The organism is Micromonospora sp. NPDC048909 (assembly GCF_040649635.1).
Classification (GTDB): Bacteria; Actinomycetota; Actinomycetes; order Mycobacteriales; family Micromonosporaceae; genus Micromonospora.
The window spans coordinates 378,252-402,700 of sequence record NZ_JBEZFU010000006.1; the positions used below are offsets into that span (position 1 = coordinate 378,252).

Genomic DNA, 24,449 nt, shown 5'->3' on the forward strand with positions numbered 1-24,449 from the left:
GACGCCCGCCGGTCGCGCTCCGTGTCCCGCGCCAGCGGTTCCGGCAACGGGACGCGCGACGCAGGAAGGGAGGTACCGGCAGCTCAGAACGGGTGAACCGAGGCTCGATTCATGATCAGTTGTACGAAGGGATCGCGCCGGTAACAGCGGCCCCGCTACCGTACTGGTAACACGCGCGTCGCCGGTGCGAGCGGGAGCAACCGTCGGATTGGCACGCGCCGGGCATGGGATGGGTCGGTGAGCCATGGCCGGGTCGCAGTCCGACGGTCGGCTGTCGGAGGTCAAGTTCCTGACCGTCGCCGAGGTGGCGACGGTCATGCGGGTGTCGAAGATGACGGTCTACCGCCTGGTGCACAGCGGTGAACTCACCGCGGTGCGGGTCGGCCGGTCGTTCCGGGTGCCCGAACACGCGGTGCACGAATATCTCCGGGGCGCCTTTCAGGAGACCGCCTGAGCCACCGGACAGCCCGTCGCCCCCAACCTGACAGGCCCCGCAGTCGCGAGCCAGGCCAGCTTTCCGCGAGCGCGAGGAGTGAGCTTGCGAGCCCCGCAGTCGCGAGCCAGGCCAGCTCTCTGTGAGCGCGAGGAGTGACCGCGCGGGCCCGCGGCCCTGAACGCGGGATCGCCCCGGCGGGTGCATCGACGGGGGCGCGTTGGTCCTGATGAGGCTCTCCCGCTACCCTGGACCCCGACCGTGACCGCACCCCGTGCGCCCTGCCGCCCGACCTGGTCCGGTCCGTTGTCCGCAAGCGGTCGCCGATGCCACCCGCGTGGCGTCACCCGATCCGCCCCGCACGTTGTATCGAAAGGCTGTCGTATGGGCTCGGTGGTCAAGAAGCGCCGCAAGCGCATGGCTAAGAAGAAGCACCGCAAGCTGCTGCGCAAGACCCGCGTCCAGCGTCGCCGTCTCGGCAAGTGACCCACGCCGGGCCCGCGGCCCGGCAACGGCGTCACTTGCCAACTGTCGACCCTCGGAGGCTCAGGTGATCAGGCCGCGGATGTCCCGGCTCGATCACGCCTGCCGGGGGAGGTGCGAAGGATGACCCCCGGTGGCACCCCAGGTGCCCCGGGGGTCGTCGTCGTGACCGGGGTGGGCCGCTACCTCGGCGCGCACGTGGCCGCGCGGCTCGCCGGCGACGAGCGGATCGAGCGGGTGATCGGCATCGACCCGGCGGAGTCCGGCAACGAGTTCGCCGAGCTGCTCGACGGGGTCGAGCGGATCCGGATCGACCCCGGCTCGCTCGGCGGCCTCCTCGCCGACCTCGAGGTCGACGCGGTGGTGCACCTCGCGCTGGTCACCGCCCCCGACCAGCAGCACGGTGGCCGGTCCGCCATGAAGGACCAGAACGTCATCGGCACCATGCAGCTGCTCGCCGCCTGTCAGCGCGCGCCCCGGCTGCGCAAGCTGGTCGTCCGCTCCTCGACCGCCGCGTACGGGGCGTCCTTCCGCGACCCGGCCGTCTTCACCGAGGAGACCGAGCCGCGCGAGGTGCCGCGCGGCGGCTTCGGCCGCGACATCCTCGACATCGAGGGGTACGTCCGCGGCTTCCGCCGACGCCGGCCCGACGTCACTGCGACGGTGCTGCGCTTCGCGCCGTTCATCGGCTCGACCGCCGACACCACGCTGACCCGCTACTTCTCCCAGCCGGTGGTGCCCACCGTCTTCGGCCGTGATCCGCGGCTGCAGTTCCTGCACTTCGACGACGCGCTCGAGGTGCTGCACCGGTCGGTCGTCGAGGAGCATCCGGGCACCTACAACGTGGCCGGCCCGGGCGTACTCAACCTCACCCAGGCGATCCGGCGGGCCGGCCGGGTGACCCTGCCGGTGCTGGAGCCCGGCCTCTCCGGGGCCGCCGCGCTCGCCCGCAACCTCGGCTTCGGCCGCTACGGCCTCGACCAGGTCGACCTCTTCGTGCACGGCCGGGTGGTCGACACCAGCCGGCTGGAGCGCGAGTACGGCTTCACCCCACGCTCCACCGCCGCCGCGTTCGACGACTTCATCCGCGCGCACCACGGCGGCGCGGTGGTCACCCGCGGCCACCTGGCCGTCGCCGAGCAACTGGTGCTGGACGGCATCCGGCAGGTGCGGGCCGCCGTACGGGAGCGGCCGTGAACGGGCCGGGGCGCGACGGCGCCGAGCTCGGCGGCCGGTTCGACGTACCGCCGAACCCGCCCGGTCCGGACGCGGAGCCGGCGCGGCGCAACGGGCACCACCACACCGGCCCGGCCGCCCCCGAAGCGGCGTCGCGGCCGGACGGGCCGGCGGTGGCCGACCGGCCGGGGGACCCCTGGGACCGCAAGGTGGCGAGCGGCCTGGCGTTCCTGCGCCGCCGGCTCGCCGGCGACTACGAGGTCGACGAGTTCGGCTTCGACCCGGAGCTGACCGAGTCCGTCTTCCACCCCGTGCTGCGGCTGCTCTACCGGGACTGGTTCCGCACCGAGGTCAGCGGCATCGAACATGTGCCCGGCGACGGCGCCGGCCTGATCGTCGGCAACCACTCGGGCACCGTGGCGCTGGACGCGCTGATCCTCTCGGCCGCCCTGCACGACCAGCACCCCGCACACCGCTTCCTCCGACTGCTCGGCGCGGACCTGGTCTTCCGGATGCCGATCGTCTCCGAGCTGGCCCGCAAGTCGGGTGGCACGGTGGCCTGCAACCCGGACGCCGAGCGCCTGCTCGGCACCGGCGAGCTGGTCGGCGTCTTCCCCGAGGGCTTTAAGGGCATCGGCAAGCTCTACTCCGAGCGCTACAAGCTGCAACGCTTCGGCCGGGGCGGGTTCGTCTCGGCCGCGCTGCGTACCGGCACCCCGATCGTGCCGGTGGCGATCGTCGGGGGCGAGGAGATCTATCCGATGCTCGCGGACATCAAGCCCCTCGCGCGGCTGCTGAAGCTGCCCTACTTCCCGGTCACCCCGACCTTCCCCTGGCTCGGGCCGCTGGGCATGGTCCCGTTGCCGAGCAAGTGGCTGATCGAGTTCTGCCCGCCGATCCCGACGGCACACCTGACCGACTCCGCCGACGACCCGCTTGTCGTGTTCAACCTCGCTGACCAGGTGCGGGAGACCATCCAGCAGACCCTGCACCGGCTGCTGGAGCGGCGTCCGGACCCGTTCGGCCCGTGAGCCGGCTCAGTCGGCGCGGCGACGGCGGTGCAGCGCCAGTCCGGCGCTGACCGCACCCGCCAGCAGCCCGGCCGCCGCGGTCGACGGGACGGCGACCTTGACCGCCCGCCGACCGGTGCGGAAGTCGCGTACCTCCCAGCCGTGCTCCCGGGCCCGCCGCAGCAGCACGCCGTCGGGGTTCACCGCGACCGCGCGGCCGACGGTGGAGAGCAGCGGCAGATCGTTGGCGGAGTCGCTGTAGGCGGCGCATCGGGCAAGGTCGAGCCCTTCCACCGCGGCGAGTTGGGCCACTGCTTCGGCCTTCGCCGGGCCGTGCATGAGATCGCCGACCAGCCGGCCGGTGTAGGCGCCGTCGACGATCTCCGCGACCGTGCCGATCGCGCCGGTCAGCCCGAGCCGCGTCGCGATCACCCGGCCGATCTCCACCGGGGCGGCGCTGACCAGCCAGACACGCTCACCGGAGTCCAGGTGGCGTTGGGCGAGCCCACGGGTGCCGGCCCAGATCCGCGGCGCCATCAACTCGTCGAAGATCTCTTCGGCGAGGCGCTCCACGTCGTCCACCCGCCAACCCTCGATGAAGGCGAGCGCGGCCTGCTTGGCCTGTGACATGTCGCCGGCGTGCTCCCGCGCCAGCAGGCGGAACCGGAGCTGCTGCCAGCCGAACCGGGCCAGGTCGCCGGTGGTGAAGTAGTCGCGGGCGGCGAGCCCGCGTGCGAACCAGTAGATCGAGGCGCCCCGCATCATCGTGTTGTCCACGTCGAAGAAGGCCGCCGCGGTCGGGTCGGGCTCCGGCGGTGTCGCCGCCGGCCCGGCCTCGGCCCAGCCGGCGGTGTGACCGTGGGCGTCGGTGCTCACCGTCACCTTGCGGCTGCGGGCCACGCGACCAACCTCCCTCGACCGGCGCGACGTGCGCCTCGATCGAGGGTAGCCGGACCTCGCCGTGGCGGAGGGAAGTCCGGGCGAGCCGGCGGCTCAGCGGTCGGCGGGGCAGCTGGCCGGGGCCGGACCCAGGGTGTCGCTGGCCTTCGGCGCGGGGAGGCCGCAGCCGATGGCGGCGCGTAGCGCGTCGGAGCGTTCGCGGACCGCGTCGAGCAGGGTCAGCGAACGGCGGGTGCGTTCCCGGTCGGCCCGGCCGGCGCCGTCGAGCAGATCGCTCACCGCACGCCGCTGCCCGGTGACGAAGGTGTTGACCGCGTCCAGACCCGCCGCGTCGGAACGCTGCGCGGCGGTGGTGGTCAGCAGCCGTACACCCTGACGGGTGTCGGCGTCCATGTCGTCGAGCACGGCACTGAACCCGACCTGGTCGCCGCGCAGCTCGGCGGCCTCGCCGAGGCGGGTCCGGGCGAAGTCGAGGAAGAGCTGGCCGCGGCTGATGTCCGAGCTGGCCAGGGCGAGCTGGGCGCGTTCGGTGGAGCGCTTCATCCCGTAGAGGGCGTCGCCCGGCACCGCGTTCTCGCTGGCCGCGGAGATGCCGGAGACGGCGACGGCGCCGGCCGCGATGCCGACCAGGATGGCGCCCCGGGCCCGAGCCCGACGCGCGGTGACCGCGGGCAGCAACGAGCCACGGGTGCTCCCCGCGGTGCGCTTGCCGTCCGGGTCGGCCGCCGTGCTGGCCGCCGGGGTGCCGAGGCCCTCGCGTTCCGCAGTGGCCAGGAGCATCGCCCGTAGGCCGGTGCGGAACTCCGGGTCCACCTCGACGCTGGGGCGCTCGGCGCTGAGCCGCTGCCCAACCGCGACGAGCGGTGCGAGCTGGTCGTCGACCCGGGACCGGACATGGTGCCGCCGGCCGCCGTTGGCCTCGTCGAGCAGCTGCGCGAAGCGCTCGGCGCGCCGGCGGGAGAAGAGGATGTTATCCACCGCGGGCACCTCCTCTCGCTGGTCACGGCCGGTCGGCCGCCGTCGTAGCCAGCGACCGGCGGCAACGTGACGCCGCGGGAGGCGAGATCGCGGCGCGGGTGCGCCGTCGACCTCGGGAGCCCGGGGGGATGCCGGGGCAACCACCGGTCGCACCCGGAGAAACGGTCCTTGCCGGGCACGGGTTACGGGGCCGGCGGGGCGGAAATTACAGAAAGTGACCGGCGTCACCCCACGTGACAGGGCCTGGCCTGCGATTTCGCAAAATTAGGCCTCGTCACCGGTCCCGGCCACGGGACTACGGTTGGAAACCGTCCGGCAGGAGCCGGGCAAGCGCCCGGACCGCGCGGTACTGCAGCGCCTTGATCGCGCCTTCGTTCTTGCCCATCGCCCGCGCCGTCTCGGCGACCGAGAAGCCCTGCAGGAACCGGAGCACGATGCACTCCTGCTGTTCCGGGTTGAGCTGCTTGACGGCGGTGAGCAGGGCGACGTTGGTGATGTGCTCGACCACCGCGGCCTCCGGGCTGCCCTCCGGACCGCGATCCTCGCGGTCGGCGTCGAGCACGTCGCCGGTGGTCACCTCCAGCCGGTACCGGCCGGACTTGAAATGGTCGGCGACCAGGTTGCGGGCGATGGTGACCAGCCAGGCTCCCAGGTCGCGGCCCTGCCAGGTGAAGCTGCCGATCCGCTTGAGCGCCCGCAGAAAGGTGTCGGAGGTCAGGTCCTCGGCCAGTTGCCGGTTGCCGACCCGGAAGTAGACGAACCGGAAGACGGTGTCGACGTAGCGGTCGTAGATCAGGCCGAACGCCTCGGCCTCGCCGGCCTGGGCGCGCTCGACCAGCCCCCAGACCTCGGTCGCCGGGTCGGACGGGTCGGGGCGGCTCGGGTAGCCGGTGGTGCTGCCGGTCCCGGCGGGCGTGGCGGCCACCGGCGCGGCGGCGGCCGGCACCGCGGGCAGCACGGCGGTCTCGCTCGCGGACGGGTCGGTCACGGCCGGTGAGTCGCCGACCCGGCGGTTCTGGGCCGGCATGATCGGCCGGGCCGGCACCGCCACCCGTCCGCCGGTCGGCATGGCGTTCCCGCCGGGCACCGCGGGGCGGGCGGGCGGCTCGTTGTGGTGGGGCCGGCTGCGGAGGCGCTTGCCCGCGTCGCTCCGCACGGCGGTGCCGCCCGGATCCTCCGGCGCTGGTCGTTCGTTGACCGTGGCGCGAACCGTCGGTCCGGTCAGGCCGAGCGGTCGTTCCGCGTAGCCGAAGGTGGTCACCGTGCCGCCTCCGTCCCGCTGGTCGCCGGCCGAGCCGGTCGACACGCCGCGCGGGCGGCCCGAGCGGCTGTGCCGCGGTCGGGCAGGGCGGTTCCGGGGTATGCCGACGGGCGGCATTTCCCCTTGAGGTGCTGGTCCAATGCGCTCACGGGCACGGGGGCCTCCTCGGGCTGAGGGGTGTCGACTCACGGCAAAATGGGGTGAGCCGACCCGAGTGATGATAGGGCCAACGTCACCCGCGCGTGGCAAGTCCGTTACACAGGGCGGAAGTATTTCCCGCTGTGTCGCACCGATGGCGGACCGGTTGTCCGTCGCGGGTGGTTGACTTTCGACGGTTCCGGTGGTCTGCAATGGAACGCCAGGTCAGTCCCGCGATGGCGGGCGTGATCGGGCCGGCTCGGTCAGCTAGCCGACAGCACTGACGAGGCCCGTTCCCCGGCGTGTCGCACGTCCCACCGACGAGACCTGATTGCACCACCGACGGCACACCAACGCGTCCCGTGTACGGGACCCTCCCGCCGGACGGCGGCCGACGGCGGGGCATGGCCGTCGGCCGTCCGCTGTGCCAGACTCAGCGACCGTGCAGGACGCAGCGAGCAGCCCCGCGCCGAACCTCGCCGACCGGGTCCGCCAGGCGGCCGTCGCCCACGGCGACCGACCCGCGCTGCACTGGCGCGACCGGACGATCAACTGGTCCGAACTGGACGACCTGGTGACCGAGGTGGCCGCTGCCCTGGCCGCCGCCACGCCGGCCCCGGACGCCGCCGGCCATCCGGCCCGGGTGGCCGTCGCCCTGCCCAACTCGCCCGACTTCGTGGTCAGCTACCTCGGCGCCCTGCGCGCCGGACTGATCGCGGTGCCGGTCAACCCCGGCTTCACCGCGCCCGAGCTACGGCACGTGCTCGCCGACTCGGGCGCGTCGGTGCTGATCGCCACCGACCGGGTCCGTGACCTGGTCGCCGCGGTGGCCGCAGAACTGCCCGCGCTCACCGCCGTACACGGCAGACCGCCGACGGCAGCGGTGCCCGACGCCGCCGGGTTCCCCGCCCGCGGCGGCGACGACCTGGCCGTACTGCTCTACACCTCGGGTACCGAGGGCCGGCCCAAGGGGGCGATGCTCTCGCACGCCGTGCTGCTGGCCAACCACGAGCAGATCGGCCGGATCGACCCGCCGGTGGTCGGGCCGGCCGACACCGTGCTGCTGGCGCTGCCGCTCTTTCACGCGTACGGGCTCAACTCGGGGCTCGGCGCGGTGGTCCACCATGGCGCGACCGGGGTGCTCGTGGACGACCTCGGCCCCGACGCCGGGCTCGCCGAGATCGCCCGGCACCGGGCGAGCGTGCTCGTCGGCGTACCGTCGATGGTGCTGGCCTGGTGCGCGGCGGACGCCGACGCGCTCGCCGCGGCGATGGCGTCGGTCCGGCGGGTGGTCTGCGGCGCGGCCCCGCTGGAGCCCGCCGTCGCGGCCCGCTTCGCGGAGGTCGCCGGCCGGCCGGTGCACGTCGGCTACGGCCTCACCGAGACCGCGCCGGTGCTCACCTCCACCCTGGTCGGTGGGGTGCCCAAGACCGGCTCGATCGGCCGGCCGCTGCCCGGCGTCGAACTGCGCCTGGTCGGCGCGGACGGCACGGACCTGTGGCGCGACGGCGCGGTGGAGCCCGACGACGACCCGGACGAGCTGGATCTCACCGACGCCGCGCCCGGCACCGACCCAGGGCAGATCGTGGTCCGGGGGGCGAACCTGTTCGCCGGCTACTGGCCGGACGGCCGGGGCGGCCCGGACGCCGCGGGTTGGTGGGCGACCGGCGACGTGGCCTACGCCGACGACGACGGCGATCTCTTCCTGGTCGACCGGCTCGGCGAGTTGATCCTGGTCAACGGCTTCAACGTCTATCCGCACGAGGTGGAGCTGGCGCTCGGAGCGCACCCGGGGGTGGCCGAGTCGGCGGTACTGGGTGTGCCGCACCCACGGACCGGCGAGACTGTCCGGGCGTACGTGGTGCGGACACCAGGTGAGCCGGTGACCGCGGAGGAGTTGCTCGCCCACTGCGCGCGGAACCTGGCCCGGTTCAAGTGCCCCACCGGCGTCGAGTTCGTCGACGCCCTGCCACACTCGGTGATCGGCAAGGTCCGCAAGACCCAGCTCCGCCCGGCGACCACCCCGATCGACCCGCGCACGGAGGTACCCGATGTCCACTGACCCTCGGCTCACCCTCATCACCCGACCCGGCTGCCACCTCTGCGACGAGGCCCGGGACGCGCTGGGACGGGTGGTCGCGGTCACCGGCGACCAGTGGGTCGAGTGGGACGTCACCGACGACCTGGAGCTGGAGCGCGAGTACGGTGACCGGCTCCCGGTGGTGCTGCTGGACGGCAGGGAGCACGGCTACTGGCGGGTCGAGGAGGACCGGCTGCTGCGCGACCTGACCACGCCGCAGCTCTGAGCGGGGGCGATAAGGTGCGCCGATGACCCCTGTACGACCGCACCTGGTGTGGGACTGGAACGGAACGCTGCTCAACGACCTCAGCCTGGTGGTGGCCTCCACCAACGCCGTCTTCGCCACCGTCGGCGGCCCGACGGTCACCGCCGACGAGCACCGGGTGCGGTTCCGCCGGCCGGTCGCCGACTACTACGCCGAGGTGCTCGGGCAGGCCGTCGACGACGAGCAGTTCGGCAAGCTGGACCGGATCTTCCACGACGCGTACCGCAGCGGGCTGACCACCTGTGAGCTGGCCGCCGACGCGCGGGACGCGATGGCGGCGTGGCCGGGAGACCAGTCCCTGCTCTCCATGTGGTTCCACGAGGAGTTGGTGCCGACCGTGCACACCTACGGCCTCACCCGGCACTTTGTGCGGGTGGACGGGCTGCGCGGCACGGTCGGCGGCGACCGGAAGGCGGAGTCCCTCCGGCTGCACCTCGCCGAGCTGGACGTGGACGGCGGCTCGGTGGTGCTGATCGGCGACTCGATCGACGACGCCGACGCCGCCGCCGCAGTGGGCGGTCGGGCCGTGCTCTACACCGGCGGCTTCACCGACCCGGCCCGGCTGCGCGCCTCCGGCCACCCGGTCGCCGACACCCTCACCGAGGCCGTCACCCTCGCCCGGACCCTCTCCTGAGCCGGGGTCAGTTGCGCAGGTAGGCGAGCACGGCGAGGACCCGGCGGTGCTGCTCGGTGTCGGGCGGCAGGTTGAGCTTGGTGAAGATGTTGCGGACGTGCTTCTCCACCGCGCCGTCGCTGACCACCAGGGTGCGCGCGATGGCCGTGTTGGAGCGCCCCTCGGCCATCAGGGCGAGCACCTCCCGCTCGCGCGGGGTCAGCTCGCGCAGCGGGTCGTCCCGGCGGCGTCGGGCGAAGAGCTGGCCGACCACCTCCGGGTCGAGCACGGTGCCACCGGCGGCCACCCGGGCCAGCGCGTCGAGGAACTCGTCGATCGCCGCCACCCGGTCCTTGAGCAGGTAGCCGATCCCGCCGCCGGAGCCTCCGGTGGTGGCCAGCAGGTCGTCGGCGTACGAGACCTCGACGTACTGGGAGAGGACCAGGATCGGGCTGCGCGGCACGAGGCGCCGGGCCTCCACCGCCGCCCGCAACCCCTCGTCGGTGTGCGACGGCGGCATCCGCACGTCGACGATCGACACGTCCGGACGGTGGGCCACCACCGCCTCGACCAGCGCGTCGCCGTCCCCGACCACGGCCACCACCTGGTGCCCGTGTTCGGTCAGTAGCCGGACCAGCCCCTCCCGGAGCAGGACGGCGTCGTCCGCGATGACGATCTGCATGATGGTGTTGTCTATCACGTCGACCTCAGAGCGGGAGTTCGGCACGGATCTCGGTGGGCCCGCCGGGTGGACTGACCACCGCCAGTTCGCCCCCGGCGGCCCGGACCCGGTCGGCGATGCCCACCAACCCGTGTCCCTTCGCCAGGTGCGCGCCGCCCTGACCGTCGTCGCCCACGCTCACGGTCAGCTGCCGCCCCGACTGGCGCACGCTGACCTGGCACGCGGCCGCCCGGCTGTGCTTCGCCACGTTCGTCAGCGCCTCCGCGACGACGAAATAGGCGGTGTTTTCCACCGCCGCGTCGAGCCGGCCGTCCGGGGTGCCCAGCTCGGGGTCCACCCGCAGCTCGATCGGGATCAGCCCGCGCCCGGCCAGCGCGGCCAGGGCGCTGGGCAGGCCCCGGTCGACCAGGATCGGCGGGGCGATGCCGCGGGAGAGCGCGCGTAGCTCGGCCAGGGTGTCCCGGGTCTGGGTGACCGCCTCGTCCAGCGTCCGACCGGCCGCCTCCGGGTCGGTGGCGAGCTGCTGGCGGGCCCGGCTGAGGTCCATCGCCAGCCGGACCAGCCGCTGCTGCGGGCCGTCGTGGATGTCCCGCTCGAGTCGGCGCAGCGCGGATGCCTCGGCGGAGACCGCGGCCCGCTTCTGCTCCTCCAGCACGGTGATCCGGTTGCGCATCTCGGCCACCCCGGTCAGCATCGCCCGGCCGAAGCTGGCCTGCAGCAGCGCGCAGCCGCGGGCCACGATCGGCAGGGTGATCAGGAAGAAGAGCCCGATCGCAGTGTTCAGGCCGACCCGCGCCAGGGCCGAGTCGCCCAGGCCGAGCAGCTGCGCCAGGTCGCTGTCGTCGCCGCCGCGCGGCAGCGCCCAGTCGTACGCCCAGTAGAGCGTGCCGGTGATCGCCCCCGCCCACCAGGACAGCGTCAGGACGAAGGTCACGACCGCCACGATCAGCTTGAGCACGCCGTGCGCCAGGTCGAGCCAGGACTGCGCGTCGCCCATCGGGATGAAGATCCGCCGCCAGGCGCTGGCTCCCGGCTCGGCCAGCCGGTAGCGCGGGCGGACCCGCGGCTGGCGCAGCACGGCCGGCAGCCGCAGCCGTTCGATGTCGGCGAAGCCCCGGGCGGCGTAGAGGGTGCCGCTGAGGATGGGCAGCCCGATCACCGTCACCACCAGGCCGACGCCGAGCGAGAGGCCGACCAGCAGGACGACGAAGCTGGTCAGCGCCAGCGGAAATCCGAGCAGCACGTAGCCGGAGTCGAGGAAGAGCTGGCGGGGGATGCTCGGCGCCAGGGTTGGGTGGCCGGCGGCGGCGGGAACGGCGGTCATGCCTCAAAGGCTAGGCAGCGGGGAACTGTCGCCCCATCCCGTCGGCCAGCCTCTCCGCCGTAGGGCTGGCCCTACCGCCGCCCGTAACCGTCTTGGCCACCGGCGCGGGATTGGTCAGAGAAGTCGGGATTGAGCAATAATTACCGCGCGGCGCCGGCGAAGGCCGCCGGATCGATCTTGCGGAATGGAGGGCCAGGTGAAGCCGCGTCGCGAGCTGACAAGATCGCGATTTGTGCACGTCTTCACAAGCGCCTACTCTGTGATTCCGACGCGCCCTGCTAGCACAGCCGGCAATCTCGGTCGCCAGCGGGAGTCCCGAAGCGGCCGACCAGCGGAGTTGGCCGAGGATCGCACCGCACGGAGTCTCATGAGTCAGCATCGTCACCCTGGCGCGCCCGGCCGCGCCGGTGCCGTACCGGCGCTCCCGGACCTGCCCGAGGCGACCGTCGCGCGGCTCCCGGAATACCTGCGCGCGCTGCACAACGTCGCCGACAGCGGCCACGAGACGGTCTCCAGCGAGGGGCTGGCCAGCGCCGCCGGGGTCAACTCGGCCAAGCTGCGCAAGGACCTCTCCCACCTCGGCTCGTACGGCACCCGCGGGGTCGGCTACGACGTGGCGCTGCTGATCGAGCAGATCGAGTACGTCCTCGGGCTCACCCAGCGCCGGGCCGTCGCCCTGGTCGGCGTGGGTAATCTCGGTCACGCCCTGGCCGGCTACGACGGGTTCGCCAGCCGCGGATTCCGGATCGCCGCGCTCCTCGACGCCGATCCGGCCCGGGTCGGCGAGGAGATCAACGGCATGATCGTCCGGCACGTCGACGAGCTTCCCCAGGTCGTCGCCGAGGAGTCCATCGCCATCGGCGTGATCGCCACCCCGGCCGGCGCCGCCCAGGGGGTGGCCGACCAACTGGTCGCGGTCGGCGTGACCAGCATTCTGAACTTCGCGCCGTGCGTACTCTCGGTTCCGGAGGGGGTCGACGTGCGCAAGGTCGACCTCGCCATCGAGCTGCAGATCCTGTCCTTCCACGAGCACCGCAAGGCGTCGCTGACCGCGCTGCCCGCCACCGGCGGGTCCGCCCTCACCGCTCTGCCCGGTGGGCTCGCGGCCACCGACACCCAGGAGGCGATCGGCACGTGAAACTGCTCGTCGTCGGCGCGTCCTACCGCACCGCCCCGGTAGCCACGCTGGAGCAGCTGGCGGTGCCCACCGCCGAGCTCACCCGGACCCTGGACCGCCTGGTCGCCCAGCCCTACGTGAGCGAGGCCGTGCTCGTCTCCACCTGCAACCGGGTGGAGGTCTACGCCGCCGTGTCCGGTTTCCACGGCGGCCTCGGCGACGTCTGCGCCGTCCTGGCCGAGCAGGCCGGCTGCGCGCCGGCGGCGCTCGCCAACCACCTCTACGTGCACTACGACGCCGCGGCGGTGGACCACGTCTTCCGGGTCGCCACCGGGCTCGACTCGATGGTGGTCGGCGAGGCGCAGATCCTCGGTCAGCTCCGTGACGCGTACCACTGGGCCACCGGCGCCGACTCGGCCAGCCGGCTGCTGCACGAGCTGATGCAGCAGGCGCTGCGGGTCGGCAAGCGGGCGCACGCCGAGACCGGCATCGACCGGGCCGGCCAGAGCGTGGTCACCGCCGCGCTGGAGCTGGCCGCCGGTCACCTCGACGGTGACCTGACCGGCCGGCCCGCCCTGGTGATCGGGGCCGGCGCGATGGGCTCACTCGGGGTGGCGACGCTCTCCCGGCTCGGCGCCGGGCCGCTCACCGTGACCAACCGGGGGGCCGACCGGGCCGTCCGGCTGGCCGAGTCGTACGGGGCCAGCGCCGTCCCGATGGCCGAGCTGACCGCCGCGCTCTCCACAGTGGACATCGTAGTGGCCGCCACCGCGTCCACCGAACCGGTCCTCACCCGAACGGTGGTGGCCCGGGCGCTCGCCGACCGGAGCCCGGCCCGAGGGCCGCTGGTCCTGCTCGACCTGGCCGTTCCGCGCGACGTCGAGCCCGGCGTGGCCGAGCTGCCCGGGGTCGAGGTGATCGACATCGACCGGATGGCCGCGCTGCTCGCCGACGGCCCCACCGCCGACGACGCCGCCGCCGTCGAGCGGATCGTCACCACCGAGGTCGAGGCCTTCCTCACCTGGCTGCGCGGCGCCGACGTGGCGCCCACCGTGGCCGCCCTGCGCGGCCGCGCCGACGACGTGGTCACCGCCGAGCTGCGCCGACTGGCCCAGCGTCGGCCCGACCTGAGCGACGACCAGCGGGCCGAGGTGGCCCGGACGGTGCACCGGGTGGTGCAGCGGCTGCTGCACCAGCCGACGGTGCGGGTCCGCCAGCTCGCCGCGGAGCCCGGCGGCGACCAGTACGCCGCCCTGCTGCGCGAGCTGTTCGACCTCCAGGTGCCACAGACCTCCCCGGTCGACACCGTCCCCGAGGTCGTGGAGAGCGACCCCACCCCGTCCACCGGAGGTGAGCGATGACCGCCCCCCTGCGTCTCGGTACCCGAGGCAGCGCCCTGGCGATGGCCCAGTCCGGCCAGATCGCCGAGGCCCTCACTGCGGCCACCGGCCGCCCCGTCGAGCTGGTCGAGGTGGTCACCGCCGGCGACCGCTCCGCCGCGCCGGTGCACCGGCTCGGGGTGGGCGTCTTCGTCTCCGCGCTGCGCGACGCGCTGATCGCCCGCACCATCGACCTCGCGGTCCACTCGTACAAGGACCTGCCCACGGCGACCGCCGCCGGGTTGCACATCGCGGCGGTGCCGCCCCGGGAGGATCCGCGCGACGCGCTGGTCGCCCGGGACGGCCGTACCCTCGCCGAGCTGCCGCCCGGTGCGACGATCGGCACCGGCGCGCTGCGCCGCATCGCCCAGCTGCACGCGCTCGGGCTGCAGCTGGAGGTCACCCCGATCCGCGGCAACGTCGACACCCGCCTCGGTCGGGTGCTCGGCCCGGACGCCGACCTCGACGCGGTCGTCCTGGCCCGGGCCGGGCTGGCCCGGCTCGGTCGGGCCGGCGAGATCACCGAGACGCTCGACCCGATGCTGATGCTGCCCGCGCCCGCTCAGGGTGCGCTGGCGGTGGAGTGCCGGATCGACGACCCGGACCTGGTCGAGCTGCTCGCAGTGCTCGACCACGCACCGTCCCGCGCCGCGGTCACCGCGGAGCGGGCGTTGCTGGCCACCCTGGAGGCCGGGTGCAGCGCACCCGTCGCCGCCTTTGCCGAGGTCGCCGAGGGCGACGCCGGTGATGAGATCTACCTGCGCGGGGCGGTGATCAGCCCGGACGGTTCCCGAGACCTCCGGCTGTCCCGCACCGGAACGCCCGCCGACGCGGCGGAGATCGGTAAGGCACTCGCCGCCGAACTCCTCGAACTCGGCGCCGACTCGATCCTCGGCCAAGAAGGACACGCCGGCCCGGGGACCCAGCAATTTGGGAGCACAGAATGACCCGCACCCGTAAGCCCGTAGGCCGTATCGCGTTCGTCGGGGCCGGCCCCGGCGACCCGGGCCTGCTGACCCGCCGGGCGCACGACGCCCTGGTCGACGCCGACCAGGTGGTGTACGACCGGGGAGTACCCGAGTCGTTGCTCGCCGCCGTGCGTGCCGAGGCCCGCGAGGATGCCGAGTTCACCCCGGCCGAAGGTGCGCCAGGGGACGTGGCGAAGGTGCTGATCTCTGCGGCCCGCGCCGGGCAGAACGCCGTACACCTGGTTGCCGGGGATCCGTTCGGCCACGACTCGGTGGTCAAGGAGGTGCAGGCGGTGGCCCGCACCGCCGCCCACTTCGAGGTGGTGCCGGGCGTCGGCCAGGCCGAGGGCGTGGCCACCTACGCCGGCGTTCCGCTGCCCGGCGTACGGACCGCGGCCGACGTCGAGGACGTCAGCACGCTGGACTTCGAGGCGCTGGCCGCGGCCGTCGGCCGGGGCTCGCTCGCGGTCGCGGTGGACGCCGGCGACCTCGCCGCCGTCCGGGACGGCCTGCTGGCCGCCGGGGTGGACGGCGCGACCTCGGTCGCGGTGACCGGCGACGGCACCGGCGAGACCCAGTACACCACCACCTCGACGGTGGACAGCTTCGTCGCCGCCGCGCTCGGCTTCACCGGCCGGGTGGTGCTCACCATCGGCGTCGGTGTCGGCCAGCGCGACAAGCTCAGCTGGTGGGAGAACCGGCCGCTGTACGGCTGGAAGGTGCTCGTGCCGCGGACCAAGGAGCAGGCCGGCGTGATGAGCGCCCGGCTGCGCGCGTACGGGGCCATCCCGTGCGAGGTCCCGACCATCGCGGTCGAGCCGCCGCGTACCCCGGCGCAGATGGAGCGGGCGGTCAAGGGCCTCGTCGACGGCCGGTACGCCTGGGTGATCTTCACCTCGGTGAACGCGGTCCGCGCGGTCTGGGAGAAGTTCGCCGAGCACGGTCTGGACGCCCGCCACTTCGGCGGTGTGAAGATCGCCTGCATCGGCGAGGCGACCGCCGACGCGGTCCGCGCGTTCGGCATCCAGCCGGAGCTGATCCCCGCCGGGGAGCAGTCCTCCGAGGGGCTGCTGGCCGAGTTCTCGCCGCACGACGAGATCCTCGACCCGGTGGGCCGGGTGCTGCTGCCGCGCGCCGACATCGCCACCGAGACGCTCGCCGCCGGGCTCACCGAGCGCGGCTGGGAGGTCGACGACGTGACCGCGTACCGGACCGTCCGGGCCGCGCCGCCGCCCGCCGAGATCCGCGACGCGATCAAGTCGGGCGGCTTCGACGCGGTGCTCTTCACCTCGTCCTCGACGGTCCGGAACCTGGTCGGCATCGCCGGGAAGCCGCACGCGCGTACCGTTGTCGCCGTCATCGGACCGAAGACGGCGGAGACCGCGACGGAGTTCGGCCTGCGGGTCGACGTCCAGCCGCCGCACGCCTCGGTGCCCGACCTGGTGGAGGCGCTCGCCGCCTACGCCGTCGAGCTGCGCGAGAAGCTCGCCGCCATGCCGGCCAAGCAGCGCCGTGGCTCGAAGGTGCAGGGGCCGACCGCCCTGAGGTTCCGGTAGTCGTCAGGAGGCACTCCATGTCGTACCCCGAGATCCGGCCCCGCCGGCTGCGCCGTACCCCGGCGGTGCGGCGGCTGGTCTCCGAGACCCGCGTCGACCCGGCCGAGCTGGTCGTGCCGATGTTCGTCAAGGAGGGGCTGACCGAGCCCCGGGCGATCGCCTCGCTCCCGGGGGTGCTCCAGCACTCCCGGGACTCGCTGCGCAAGGCCGCGGTGGAGGCGGTGCAGGCCGGGGTCGGCGGGATCATGCTCTTCGGGGTGCCCTCCTCGCGGGATGCCACCGGCTCCGGCGGGATCGACCCGGACGGCATCCTCAACGTGGCCATCCGGGACGTCGTCGCCGAGGTCGGTGACGCCACCGTGGTGATGAGCGACCTCTGCCTGGACGAGTTCACCTCGCACGGGCACTGCGGGCTGCTCACCCCGGCCGGCGAGGTGGACAACGACGCGACCCTGGCGGCGTACGCCGAGATGGCGGTGGCCCAGGCCGACGCCGGGGTCGGGATGGTCGGGCCGTCCGGAATGATGGACGGCCAGGTCGGGGTGGTCCGCCGGGCGCTCGACGCGGCCGGTCACCAGGACGTGGCCGTGCTGGCCTACGCGGTCAAGTACGCCTCGGGGTTCTACGGCCCGTTCCGGGACGCGGTGGAGTCCGCGCTGGAGGGGGACCGTCGCACCTACCAGCAGGACCCGGCCAACCTGCGGGAGTCGCTCCGCGAGGTCGCGCTCGACGTCGCCGAGGGTGCCGACCTGGTGATGGTCAAGCCGGCCCTGCCGTACCTCGACGTGGTCGCCGCGGTCCGCGCCGCCGTGGACGTCCCGGTCGCCGCCTACCAGGTCTCCGGGGAGTACGCGATGGTCGAGGCGGCCGCCGCGAACGGCTGGATCGACCGGGAGCGGGTGATGCTGGAGACGCTGACCTCGATCCGGCGCGCCGGTGCCCAGATCATCCTCACCTACTGGGCTGTCGAGGCCGCACAGCTCCTCCGCCAGCGCTACTGAGCGCAGCGCCCCCGCGCCCGCGGACGACCGCCGGCGCGGCTCCCGCGCCTCGGGCTTTCGCGTCTCGGGCTTTCGCGTCTCGGGCTCCCGCGCCTCGGCTCCCGCGCCCCGGGGGACGGGCATGCTTCGCGTCCTTTGCTCTGCTTCACTCCCGGCAACACTCAGCCCCATGATCTGTTGCCTCGGCTGAAGCAGAGCAAAGGACCCGCGTGGGTACCTGCCGCGCCGCCGGCCTCCACCGCCGGCCTTCACTGCTGGCGATCGTTCCTGCCAGCCGAGGGCGGCGGGCGGCGCGGGCGCCTGCACGGGCGGGGCGCCCGAGCACCCGCCATTGCGGCGATCACCTGGTGTGTCCACAGGTTTGTCCACAGGGGTTGCCCGGGTGGTCGCCGGCCCGGGAGGGTCGGGCCATGGCTTCCGCACTCGACCCTGTGCCCACCGGGCCGACCGTCGGCCCGTTCCCCATCTCCGGCCTGGTCCGCCGGGCCCGGCGGACCACCGGGCTCGGTCAGCGGCAGATGGCCCGGTTCGCCAAGGTCGCGCCGTCGACCGTGGGCAAGGTCGAGGCCGGGACGATGACGCCGAGCCTCGCCGTCCTGGAACGGCTGCTGGGTGCCGCCGGGCTCTACCTCGCCGTGGTCGACCAGGACGGCCGCGTCATCCAACCGATGGCCGACTGGGAGGGGATCCGCGACGGAGCGGGCCGGCGCTACCCGTCCCATTTGAACACGATCCTCGACCCCGAGCCGGGCGAGTGGTGGGCCGACATCTACGGGCTGGCCCGCCCGCCGGAGACCTTCCACCGCTCGCAGTACGACCGCGAGGTGCGGCGCCGCCGCAGCCAGTGGGAGGTACGGGTGGCCAAGTACCGCAACGTTCCGCCGCCGCCCGATCCGCGCGGCTATGACTGACGGCCCCGCCAACCCGCGGTGGCGGGTGACGGGGCCGTCGGCGACCGGTTCGGGATCAGTCGTCGTTGCTGATGGTGCCCACCGCGAGCGGGTCGGCCAGCTGGAGGCCGGGCACGCCGGCGACCAGCAGGGTCAGCTTCTCGTCGGCCTCGCGTCGCCGGTCACCGTTGACGGTCACCGGGAACGCCACCGACGTCCGGCCGGCGGGCAGCACCTTGCAGCCCACGTACGGGTCGTAGTCCGAGCCGGCCTGCGCCGTGGTGCCGTAGGTGGCGGCGCAGAGCAGCACCGGCTGCGACAGCGGTCGGGAGACGGTGGCGGTGAAGGTGAGCTGCCGGGTGCCCTTGTCCCCCTCGGCCACGGTGACGTCGGCGACGCTCAGCGCCGCGCGGGAGCTGAACCGTGCCACCTGCGGGTCGTGGTCGCTGGACCCGCGGGAACCGTCACCGGCGTGTTCGGCGGGCCAGTCGGCGTTGATGTGCGCCGCCCGCACCTGCACCAGGTCCCGGTGCATCGCGTCGTTGACGAAGAGGTGATCCAGCGTCTGCGCCTGCCCCTCGAAGCTGTACGAGTAGGCCGACGCCGGCACCTCGGCGACCAGGTCGTCCCAGAGGTTGTGCAGCCCGGCCGTGTACAGCGGGGCCAACTGGTCGGACGGGGTGGGCTGGGCGGCGGTGGCGATCGGGTCGTCGGGGCGGGGGAAGACGTTCAGGTCCCCGCCGTAGACCACCCGGGCGTTCGGGTCGGCGGCCTCGATCGCGGTCACGATCGCGGCCCCGTACGCGGCCTGCTCCCGGCGCTGCCCGACCCGGCTGTCCGGGCCGGACGAGTAGTGGTTGCTGACCGCCCAGAGGGTGTAGCGCTCGGCCGAGCCAGGTGCGGCGGCCACGCTGAACCTGCCGACCTGCGGGGCCCGGGTGAAGACGTTGTCGCCGTCGCGCCCGGTCGACGTGTCCACGTCGGACGGGAGCAGGGCGTTGAGTGCCTTCGGGTTCTGCACGTCCGCGTTCGCCGGCAGCCCGGGCGCCCGGTACTGCACGGTCGGCGCCGAGCCGAGCACCGGGTCTCCGGCGGTCGCCTCGGCGAGCCGCACCCGGTCGGTGCGGTAGAGGAACGCCGCCGTGATGCCGCGGGCGTCCGCACCGGTGCGGTCGTACGCGGCGGCGTACGCCGGGCCGCCGGCCGCCGCCACGGCGAGCGCCAACTCCTGGATGGTGTCCGGCGCGCCGTCGGCGTTGTCGGTGCTGCCGCAGCTCAGGGCCGCGCCGGTGACCGTGCAGATGTCCTGGTCCTCGGCCTCCTGCACCAGGATCAGGTCCGGGGCGTGCAGGTCGGTGACGATCTGGTCGGCGAGCGAGGTGAGCTGCTCGCGGTAGTCGGACTCGCTGGCCGGCACGTAGTCGAACGGCGGGCTGACCCCGGTGCAGCCGGAGTTGCCGGTGAAGTCGCAGCCGTCGAAGGGGTCGTCGCGGTAGTCGTAGAGGTTCTCCACGTTGTAGGTCGCGACGGCGACCTCCTTGGACCGGTCGGCCGGCTTCGGCGGGTTGTTCTTCGACGGGTCCGCGCCGGCCGTGAACTCGGCCCGCTCGACCTGCACCCCGTACTTCTCGAACGAGTAGTACAGCCCGCCGATGGCGTCCTGCCCCAGGGTGTCGAAGGTGTGTGCCGGCGGGAGGAGGGCGGTGCTGTCCCCGCTGGTGCCCTTCACGCCCATGCTGCCCAGCATGATCCGCTGCCCGTTGCCGTCGTCGAAGCGCCGGGTCGGGTCGTTGTCCAGCGGGTGCGAGTCCCGGAAGACCCGGCGGGCGTACGGGTCGGCGCGGTCCAGCAGCGGGTCGTCGCGGTCGACCACCCAGATCTCCGCGTCGGCGGTGGAGGCGAAGACGTCCCGTCCGCTCACCGCGCCGCTACCCGCCCGGACCCGCAGCCGGGCTCCCTCGTGCCGCTCCCAGAAGCGGGCGGCGTCGGCGAGTTCGGTCGGCGGCACCGCGTCGGTCACCTCGACGGCCGTGTCGACATCCAGGCCCGAGGCCAGCTTGCGGACCAGCGAGGCGCCGGAGAGCTGCGTCATGGTGAAGTACTCCGACACCCGGGCCCGGAGCACCACCTCGTCGCCGACCGTCGGCACATAGCCGCCGATCAACGACGTGAAGGCACCCATGAAGACGAAGATGCCGTCCGAGCTGGTCGGGTCACCGTCGGTGGCGTCCCGGCGGCTCTGCAGGAAGAAGCCGCGCTGCTCCGCGCCGGCCGAGGTCCGGGCCAGGGTGAGCTGGGTGATCACGCCACGGACGTCGTAGAGGTTGCTGCTGGTGCCGTTGCCGCTGGCCGGCGCGAGCGGCGAGCGGTCGACCGGGCCGGACTCGCCGTCGGTGGTCGGGCCCTGCACCTCGCCGACCGTCAGCTCCCGGGTCACCTGCACCGACAGGGTGCAGGTCGCGGTGCCGCCGCCGGCGTCGGTGCTGGTCAGCGTGACGGTGTACGCCCCGGCGGCCAGGTCGGCGCTGGTGCTCACCGTGGCCCGGGCGGTGCCGCCAACCCCGTCGGCCGGGGTGAGGGCGGTGCGGCTGATCGAGCCGGTGCTCGGCGTCGGGCTGACCGCGCTGACCGCCAGGTCGACGATCGTGTCGTCGGGGTCGGTCGCGGTGACCTCCCGGGTCGCCGCGGTGCCGGCCGGGGTGACCAGGGCGGCTCCGCAGTTCAGCGTGGCCGGCGCGTCGACCGGGCCGCCGCCGTCGACGGTGTGCGCGCCGAGACCGTCGAAGGTGTCGGTCGCGAAACCGGCCCACTGGCCGGCCGGGTCGAACGCGTCGGACGGGTCGGTGTCGCCGGCGGTCACCGTGCCGAGCCGGCGCAGGGTGTTGTCCGCGGTGCTGGTGACGCCGCTGCCCCACTCGGTGCCCGGGTCGACGCCGACTTGGCCGAGCGAGTCCAGCACGGTCCCGCCGCGGCGCAGCACGATCGCGTCGTCGCCGTTGAAGAGGCTGGCGCCGGTGGTCTGGTCGGCCTGGGCGAGGATCGCCGGCCCCGCCGAGGTGGCGGCGAAGACGAACACGTCGCCGGCGGCGACCGTGCCGGTCAGCGCGAGGTTGGTGGCCGTGGTGGAGCCGTTGAAGTAGAGCTGGAGCTGGTAGCCCCCGGCGGCCAGGTCGATCGCGCTTCCGGTGCCGTTGAACAGCTCGATGGCCTTGTTGTTCGACGAGCCTTCGACGTACTCGGAAATGAACAGGTCGGTGGGCGCGGCGCTGGCCGCGGTTGGTGCGACGCCGATGGCCGTGGTGGTGACGGCGGCGGCGGTGGCGAGCGCGGCGAGAGTGCGGCGCGGGCGCATGAAGCCTCCACGATGGGTGGACGGTGAACTAACGCACGTTAAGGGCACACAGTGGCCAGCGTCCATCCCCCGCGGGACCGTTTCGTGAACAGCTGGTCAGCGCGGCGGATCGAGGCGGTGCACCAGCTCGGCCACGTCCACGCTGTATTCGCACCAGTCGCGGTCGGGCCGGTAGCCCAGCTCGGCGTTGACCTTCAACATCGCCTCGTTGGCCTGGGCGTTCCAGGTCTGCACCTCGGCCAGCTGGGGCTCGGCCGAGCGCAGCTCCAGCAGCATCCGCGCCTTGATCGCCCGGTCGATGCCGTAGCCCCGGTGATCCTGCACGACGATCGTGTCGTACTGGTCGGCCCGGGTCGGGTGCTGCGCCGGCACCACCACCTCGGTCAGGCCGGCCACCTCACCGGACTGCTCGTGCTGGGCGAGCACGATGTAGGGCTTCATGCCCCGCCGGTGCAGGCAGTCCAGGCTGTCCCGCAGTCGCTGCGGGTCGTAGGAGCTGGGCCGCAGCTCACCGTCGTCGACGTCGCGCACCTCGGACTTGGCCCGGGCGTACGCCTCGATCAACTCGTCCGGTGGCCCGCCCGGGTGGAACTCCACGTGGTAGCCCGCGCCGACCCCTGTGGACATCTCGGCGAGCTCGGTGAAGTCGACCGCGGCGAGGTCGAGCACGCTGCGGGTCTCGACATATTCCCGGGTGAAGCCGAGCGACTCGTAGAACGCGATCGCCGGGGTGTCGCCGACGACCTCGACGCCGATCGAGGAGAAGCCCTCCTGGTAGACCCGTCGGGCCGCGACCCGGACCAGGTCACGGCCGAGGCCGGTGCGCCGGGCGGAGGGGTGCACCAGCACCTCCAGCACGCCGATGTCGCCGAGGAGCAGCACGTGCACCTGGCCGAGGATGGCACCCGGCGCCCCGTTGGCGGCCGGCTCCTCCTGCCCGACCCAGGAGATCCGGCGCTCGCCCGGCATCACCTCGGTGAGGTATTCCCGCAGGGAACTCTCCTGCCACGGCGGATCCTGTGGCAGATCGGCCGCGAGAACCGCGTTGAGCGTCTCCAGCAGCGACGAGATCTCGGCGGACGACGCGGTCCTGGGGTCCCACTCGCGCACCATCACCTGTCTAGCTTGCCGCTAACCGCAGCCCGGGGGAAGTGTCCAGCTCTCCAAATGTAGGCGGACGATCACTTCACGTACGGCTCGTCTGTCCGTACCGGTTGGCGGTGTTGTAGACGTCCTGGGCGTAACGGCGCACATCGTTGTACGACAGGATCGCGTTCCACCAGTCGCCGGGGATGCTCAGGTTGCGGCCGTTCTTGCAGAGGTAGTTGCCGGCGGCCAGGGCCGCGTCGTCCAGGTCGTGCGGGTCCTTGCGGCCGTCGTTGTCGGCATCCGCGCCGATCTCCTGCCAGGTGGTCGGGATGAACTGCATCGGCCCGATCGCCCGGTCGAAGGTGGTGTCGCGGTCGAGCTGCCCACGGTCGGTGTCGACGATCCGCATCCGGCCGTCCCGCCCGTCCAGCGGAAGCCCGATGATCTCCGGCGTGGCCCGCCCGTCCTGACCCAGCTGGGCGCCGTTGGCCTGGCCGTGTGAGGACTCGACGAACCCGATGGCGGCCAGCGTGGTCCAGCTCAACGCGCAGCTGCGGTTGGTCTGGGCGAGCACCAGTTCGGCGTAGCCGTACGCCTGCATGGCGACCGGCGAGATGCCGACCTTCGGGCCGACCTGCTGGGCCCAGGCGGCCAGCGCGTCGGCCGGCCGGCCACCCACCCCGATCACCGGCCCGGTGGGCGGCACCACGCCGGTGGGCAGGGGCGTCGTGGGCAGCACCCCGCCCGGCAGGCCGGACGGCACCGCGGTCGGCGCCACCCCGGCCGGCGGAACGGTCGGCCCGGTGGCGCCGTCGACCGCGACCGGGCGAGGCGCCCGGACCGCCGCGGGGACCAGCAGCGCGCCGGCCGCCGCGGTCGCCGCGACCAGTACCAGCAGGAACATCCCGGGCAGGGTGAGCCGTCCGCTGGGCCGCCGGGACCAGGCCCGGGTCGCCCGGGCCGCGCTCACCGCCGCCCGACGCGGGCCCAGCCGTACGGCGTGCGCGAACGGCACCCGGTGCCGGCGGGTACGCCCGGCGGGACCGTCCACGGTGGCCTTCCCGGTGGCCGGCTCGGCCGTCGCCCCGTCCGGGGCGGCCTTCGGGCTCGTGCCGGCCGGGTCGGAGTCGGCCTTCGGTGCGGCGGTCGTGCCGGCGTCCGCCTTGGCGCCGGTGCTGCCCTCCCCGGCTTCGGTCTTCGGCTCGTTGGTCGCGGCGTCGGTCTCGGTCTTCGGCTCGGTGGTCGCCGCGCCGGCCTCGGTCTTCGGACCGTCCGAGGTGTTCTTCGGGTCGCCGGTGCTCGCGCTGGCCTCGGCCTTCGGATCGGTGGTGGCCGCGCTGGCCTCGGTCTTCGACTCACCGGTGGCCGTGCCGGCTTCGGTCGCCGCCTCGGTCGCCGCGGCCGCTTCGGCCGTCGGCCCGGTCGTCGGAGCCGCCTCGGTCGCCGGGTCCCCGGCGCCGGGCTCGGCCGAGCCGGTCGCGCCCTCCGCCGTCGGCTGGTCGGTCGCGCCGCCCGTGCCGTCGGCAGCGCCGGCTGTCGCCGAGCCGGTCGTCGCGGCACCGGCCGAAGCGTCGCTCGACGCGCCATCCGGCTCGGTCGGGGAGTTGGCGCGCAGCCAGGGTCGGCGGGGCCGGGGCACCTGCCGCGGCCCCGGTTCCGGCGCCGCGCCGGACTCGGCGAGCGGCCCGTCGAGCGGCGCCGCCGGTCGTAGGGGCCGAAAGGTCGATCTGTCCTCGCCGTCCGCCACCCGTCGA

The 24,449-nt window shown here is 73.7% G+C and carries 21 protein-coding genes; 13 read left to right on the forward strand and 8 right to left on the reverse strand.

Annotated elements, in window-relative coordinates; translation table 11 throughout:
- Positions 1-244 precede the first annotated feature (244 nt).
- The 4 genes from AB0C04_RS19435 (at position 245) to AB0C04_RS19450 (ending at position 3,123) form a co-directional block, all read left to right on the forward strand.
- Complete coding sequence (locus tag AB0C04_RS19435) at positions 245-454, forward strand: helix-turn-helix domain-containing protein (protein ID WP_007465625.1); 210 nt, start codon at positions 245-247, stop codon at positions 452-454.
- A 363-nt stretch (positions 455-817) separates the two neighbouring features.
- Entirely contained in the window at positions 818-919 is a 102-nt protein-coding gene (locus AB0C04_RS19440; protein ID WP_007465623.1) for an AURKAIP1/COX24 domain-containing protein, read from the forward strand.
- Positions 920-1,039: 120 nt separating this feature from the next.
- Entirely contained in the window at positions 1,040-2,113 is a 1,074-nt protein-coding gene (locus tag AB0C04_RS19445) for an NAD-dependent epimerase/dehydratase family protein (protein WP_357056235.1), read from the forward strand.
- 152 nt (positions 2,114-2,265) lie between these two features.
- Positions 2,266-3,123, forward strand: coding sequence for a lysophospholipid acyltransferase family protein (locus tag AB0C04_RS19450; protein WP_357056565.1), 858 nt, complete (start codon positions 2,266-2,268; stop codon positions 3,121-3,123).
- Positions 3,124-3,129: 6 nt separating this feature from the next.
- Here the strand turns inward: AB0C04_RS19450 and AB0C04_RS19455 are convergent, their stop codons facing one another.
- The 3 genes from AB0C04_RS19455 to AB0C04_RS19465 form a co-directional block, all read right to left on the reverse strand.
- Complete coding sequence (locus AB0C04_RS19455) at positions 3,130-4,002, reverse strand: HAD-IB family hydrolase (RefSeq protein WP_357056238.1); 873 nt, start codon at positions 4,000-4,002, stop codon at positions 3,130-3,132.
- Positions 4,003-4,095: 93 nt separating this feature from the next.
- On the reverse strand, positions 4,096-4,980 hold the full coding sequence (locus AB0C04_RS19460) for a DUF5667 domain-containing protein (protein ID WP_357056568.1): 885 nt from the start codon (positions 4,978-4,980) through the stop codon (positions 4,096-4,098).
- A 295-nt stretch (positions 4,981-5,275) separates the two neighbouring features.
- Positions 5,276-6,241 carry an ECF subfamily RNA polymerase sigma factor, BldN family gene (locus AB0C04_RS19465; RefSeq protein WP_357056241.1) on the reverse strand — a complete coding sequence of 322 codons (966 nt, stop codon included), beginning with the start codon at positions 6,239-6,241 and terminating at the stop codon, positions 5,276-5,278.
- A gap of 580 nt (positions 6,242-6,821) precedes the next feature.
- Between AB0C04_RS19465 and AB0C04_RS19470 the strand changes: the two genes are divergently transcribed.
- From AB0C04_RS19470 to AB0C04_RS19480, 3 genes are read left to right on the forward strand one after another with little or no spacing between them, the layout of a single operon-like run.
- Entirely contained in the window at positions 6,822-8,441 is a 1,620-nt protein-coding gene (locus AB0C04_RS19470; protein WP_357056245.1) for an AMP-binding protein, read from the forward strand.
- Complete coding sequence (locus AB0C04_RS19475) at positions 8,431-8,685, forward strand: glutaredoxin family protein (RefSeq protein ID WP_357056249.1); 255 nt, start codon at positions 8,431-8,433, stop codon at positions 8,683-8,685. Before AB0C04_RS19470 ends, AB0C04_RS19475 begins: the two co-directional genes overlap by 11 nt.
- Before the next feature lie 22 nt (positions 8,686-8,707).
- Positions 8,708-9,358, forward strand: coding sequence for an HAD hydrolase-like protein (locus tag AB0C04_RS19480; protein WP_357056252.1), 651 nt, complete (start codon positions 8,708-8,710; stop codon positions 9,356-9,358).
- A gap of 7 nt (positions 9,359-9,365) precedes the next feature.
- Here AB0C04_RS19480 and AB0C04_RS19485 read toward each other — a convergent pair whose 3' ends face one another.
- Complete coding sequence (locus tag AB0C04_RS19485) at positions 9,366-10,019, reverse strand: response regulator transcription factor (RefSeq protein WP_357056255.1); 654 nt, start codon at positions 10,017-10,019, stop codon at positions 9,366-9,368.
- Between the two features lie 25 nt (positions 10,020-10,044).
- On the reverse strand, positions 10,045-11,343 hold the full coding sequence (locus tag AB0C04_RS19490) for a sensor histidine kinase (RefSeq protein ID WP_357056258.1): 1,299 nt from the start codon (positions 11,341-11,343) through the stop codon (positions 10,045-10,047).
- A gap of 367 nt (positions 11,344-11,710) precedes the next feature.
- On the opposite strand from AB0C04_RS19490, the gene AB0C04_RS19495 reads away from it, so the two are divergent.
- The 6 genes from AB0C04_RS19495 (at position 11,711) to AB0C04_RS19520 (ending at position 18,275) form a co-directional block, all read left to right on the forward strand.
- Complete coding sequence (locus AB0C04_RS19495; protein WP_350875672.1) at positions 11,711-12,481, forward strand: redox-sensing transcriptional repressor Rex; 771 nt, start codon at positions 11,711-11,713, stop codon at positions 12,479-12,481.
- A complete protein-coding gene (locus AB0C04_RS19500) occupies positions 12,478-13,821 on the forward strand; it encodes a glutamyl-tRNA reductase (RefSeq protein ID WP_357056262.1) in 1,344 nt (447 codons plus the stop codon). Before AB0C04_RS19495 ends, AB0C04_RS19500 begins: the two co-directional genes overlap by 4 nt.
- Positions 13,818-14,786 carry a hydroxymethylbilane synthase gene (gene hemC / locus AB0C04_RS19505; protein WP_357056265.1) on the forward strand — a complete coding sequence of 323 codons (969 nt, stop codon included), beginning with the start codon at positions 13,818-13,820 and terminating at the stop codon, positions 14,784-14,786. The genes AB0C04_RS19500 and hemC overlap by 4 nt, the downstream gene beginning before the upstream one ends.
- Positions 14,783-16,363 carry a uroporphyrinogen-III synthase gene (locus AB0C04_RS19510; protein ID WP_350875666.1) on the forward strand — a complete coding sequence of 527 codons (1,581 nt, stop codon included), beginning with the start codon at positions 14,783-14,785 and terminating at the stop codon, positions 16,361-16,363. Before hemC ends, AB0C04_RS19510 begins: the two co-directional genes overlap by 4 nt.
- 17 nt (positions 16,364-16,380) lie before the next feature.
- The gene (hemB, locus tag AB0C04_RS19515; protein WP_357056268.1) at positions 16,381-17,364 is read left to right on the forward strand and encodes a porphobilinogen synthase; all 984 of its coding nucleotides are present in this window, start codon (positions 16,381-16,383) and stop codon (positions 17,362-17,364) included.
- 410 nt (positions 17,365-17,774) lie between these two features.
- The gene (locus AB0C04_RS19520) at positions 17,775-18,275 is read left to right on the forward strand and encodes a helix-turn-helix transcriptional regulator (RefSeq protein WP_357056271.1); all 501 of its coding nucleotides are present in this window, start codon (positions 17,775-17,777) and stop codon (positions 18,273-18,275) included.
- Positions 18,276-18,330: 55 nt separating this feature from the next.
- Here the strand turns inward: AB0C04_RS19520 and AB0C04_RS19525 are convergent, their stop codons facing one another.
- The 3 genes from AB0C04_RS19525 to AB0C04_RS19535 form a co-directional block, all read right to left on the reverse strand.
- Positions 18,331-21,606 (reverse strand): lamin tail domain-containing protein, encoded by a 3,276-nt coding sequence (locus tag AB0C04_RS19525; RefSeq protein ID WP_357056274.1) that lies wholly within the window; start codon positions 21,604-21,606, stop codon positions 18,331-18,333.
- Positions 21,607-21,702: 96 nt separating this feature from the next.
- The gene (locus tag AB0C04_RS19530) at positions 21,703-22,719 is read right to left on the reverse strand and encodes a GNAT family N-acetyltransferase (protein ID WP_357056571.1); all 1,017 of its coding nucleotides are present in this window, start codon (positions 22,717-22,719) and stop codon (positions 21,703-21,705) included.
- Positions 22,720-22,792: 73 nt separating this feature from the next.
- Positions 22,793-24,442 (reverse strand): lytic murein transglycosylase, encoded by a 1,650-nt coding sequence (locus AB0C04_RS19535; protein WP_357056277.1) that lies wholly within the window; start codon positions 24,440-24,442, stop codon positions 22,793-22,795.
- Positions 24,443-24,449 lie beyond the last annotated feature (7 nt).

Bases quoted from the DNA above. Each gene is read 5' to 3' on its own strand.
- hemB (WP_357056268.1), top strand. From the start codon at position 16,381: ATGTCGTACCCCGAGATCCGGCCCCGCCGGCTGCGCCGTACCCCGGCG.
- AB0C04_RS19440 (WP_007465623.1), top strand. From the start codon at position 818: ATGGGCTCGGTGGTCAAGAAGCGCCGCAAGCGCATGGCTAAGAAGAAG.
- AB0C04_RS19445 (WP_357056235.1), top strand. From the start codon at position 1,040: ATGACCCCCGGTGGCACCCCAGGTGCCCCGGGGGTCGTCGTCGTGACC.
- AB0C04_RS19485 (WP_357056255.1), bottom strand. From the start codon at position 10,019: ATGCAGATCGTCATCGCGGACGACGCCGTCCTGCTCCGGGAGGGGCTG.
- AB0C04_RS19520 (WP_357056271.1), top strand. From the start codon at position 17,775: ATGGCTTCCGCACTCGACCCTGTGCCCACCGGGCCGACCGTCGGCCCG.
- AB0C04_RS19480 (WP_357056252.1), top strand. From the start codon at position 8,708: ATGACCCCTGTACGACCGCACCTGGTGTGGGACTGGAACGGAACGCTG.
- hemC (WP_357056265.1), top strand. From the start codon at position 13,818: ATGACCGCCCCCCTGCGTCTCGGTACCCGAGGCAGCGCCCTGGCGATG.
- AB0C04_RS19525 (WP_357056274.1), bottom strand. From the start codon at position 21,606: ATGCGCCCGCGCCGCACTCTCGCCGCGCTCGCCACCGCCGCCGCCGTC.
- AB0C04_RS19495 (WP_350875672.1), top strand. From the start codon at position 11,711: ATGAGTCAGCATCGTCACCCTGGCGCGCCCGGCCGCGCCGGTGCCGTA.
- AB0C04_RS19510 (WP_350875666.1), top strand. From the start codon at position 14,783: ATGACCCGCACCCGTAAGCCCGTAGGCCGTATCGCGTTCGTCGGGGCC.
- AB0C04_RS19530 (WP_357056571.1), bottom strand. From the start codon at position 22,719: ATGGTGCGCGAGTGGGACCCCAGGACCGCGTCGTCCGCCGAGATCTCG.
- AB0C04_RS19475 (WP_357056249.1), top strand. From the start codon at position 8,431: ATGTCCACTGACCCTCGGCTCACCCTCATCACCCGACCCGGCTGCCAC.
- AB0C04_RS19490 (WP_357056258.1), bottom strand. From the start codon at position 11,343: ATGACCGCCGTTCCCGCCGCCGCCGGCCACCCAACCCTGGCGCCGAGC.
- AB0C04_RS19435 (WP_007465625.1), top strand. From the start codon at position 245: ATGGCCGGGTCGCAGTCCGACGGTCGGCTGTCGGAGGTCAAGTTCCTG.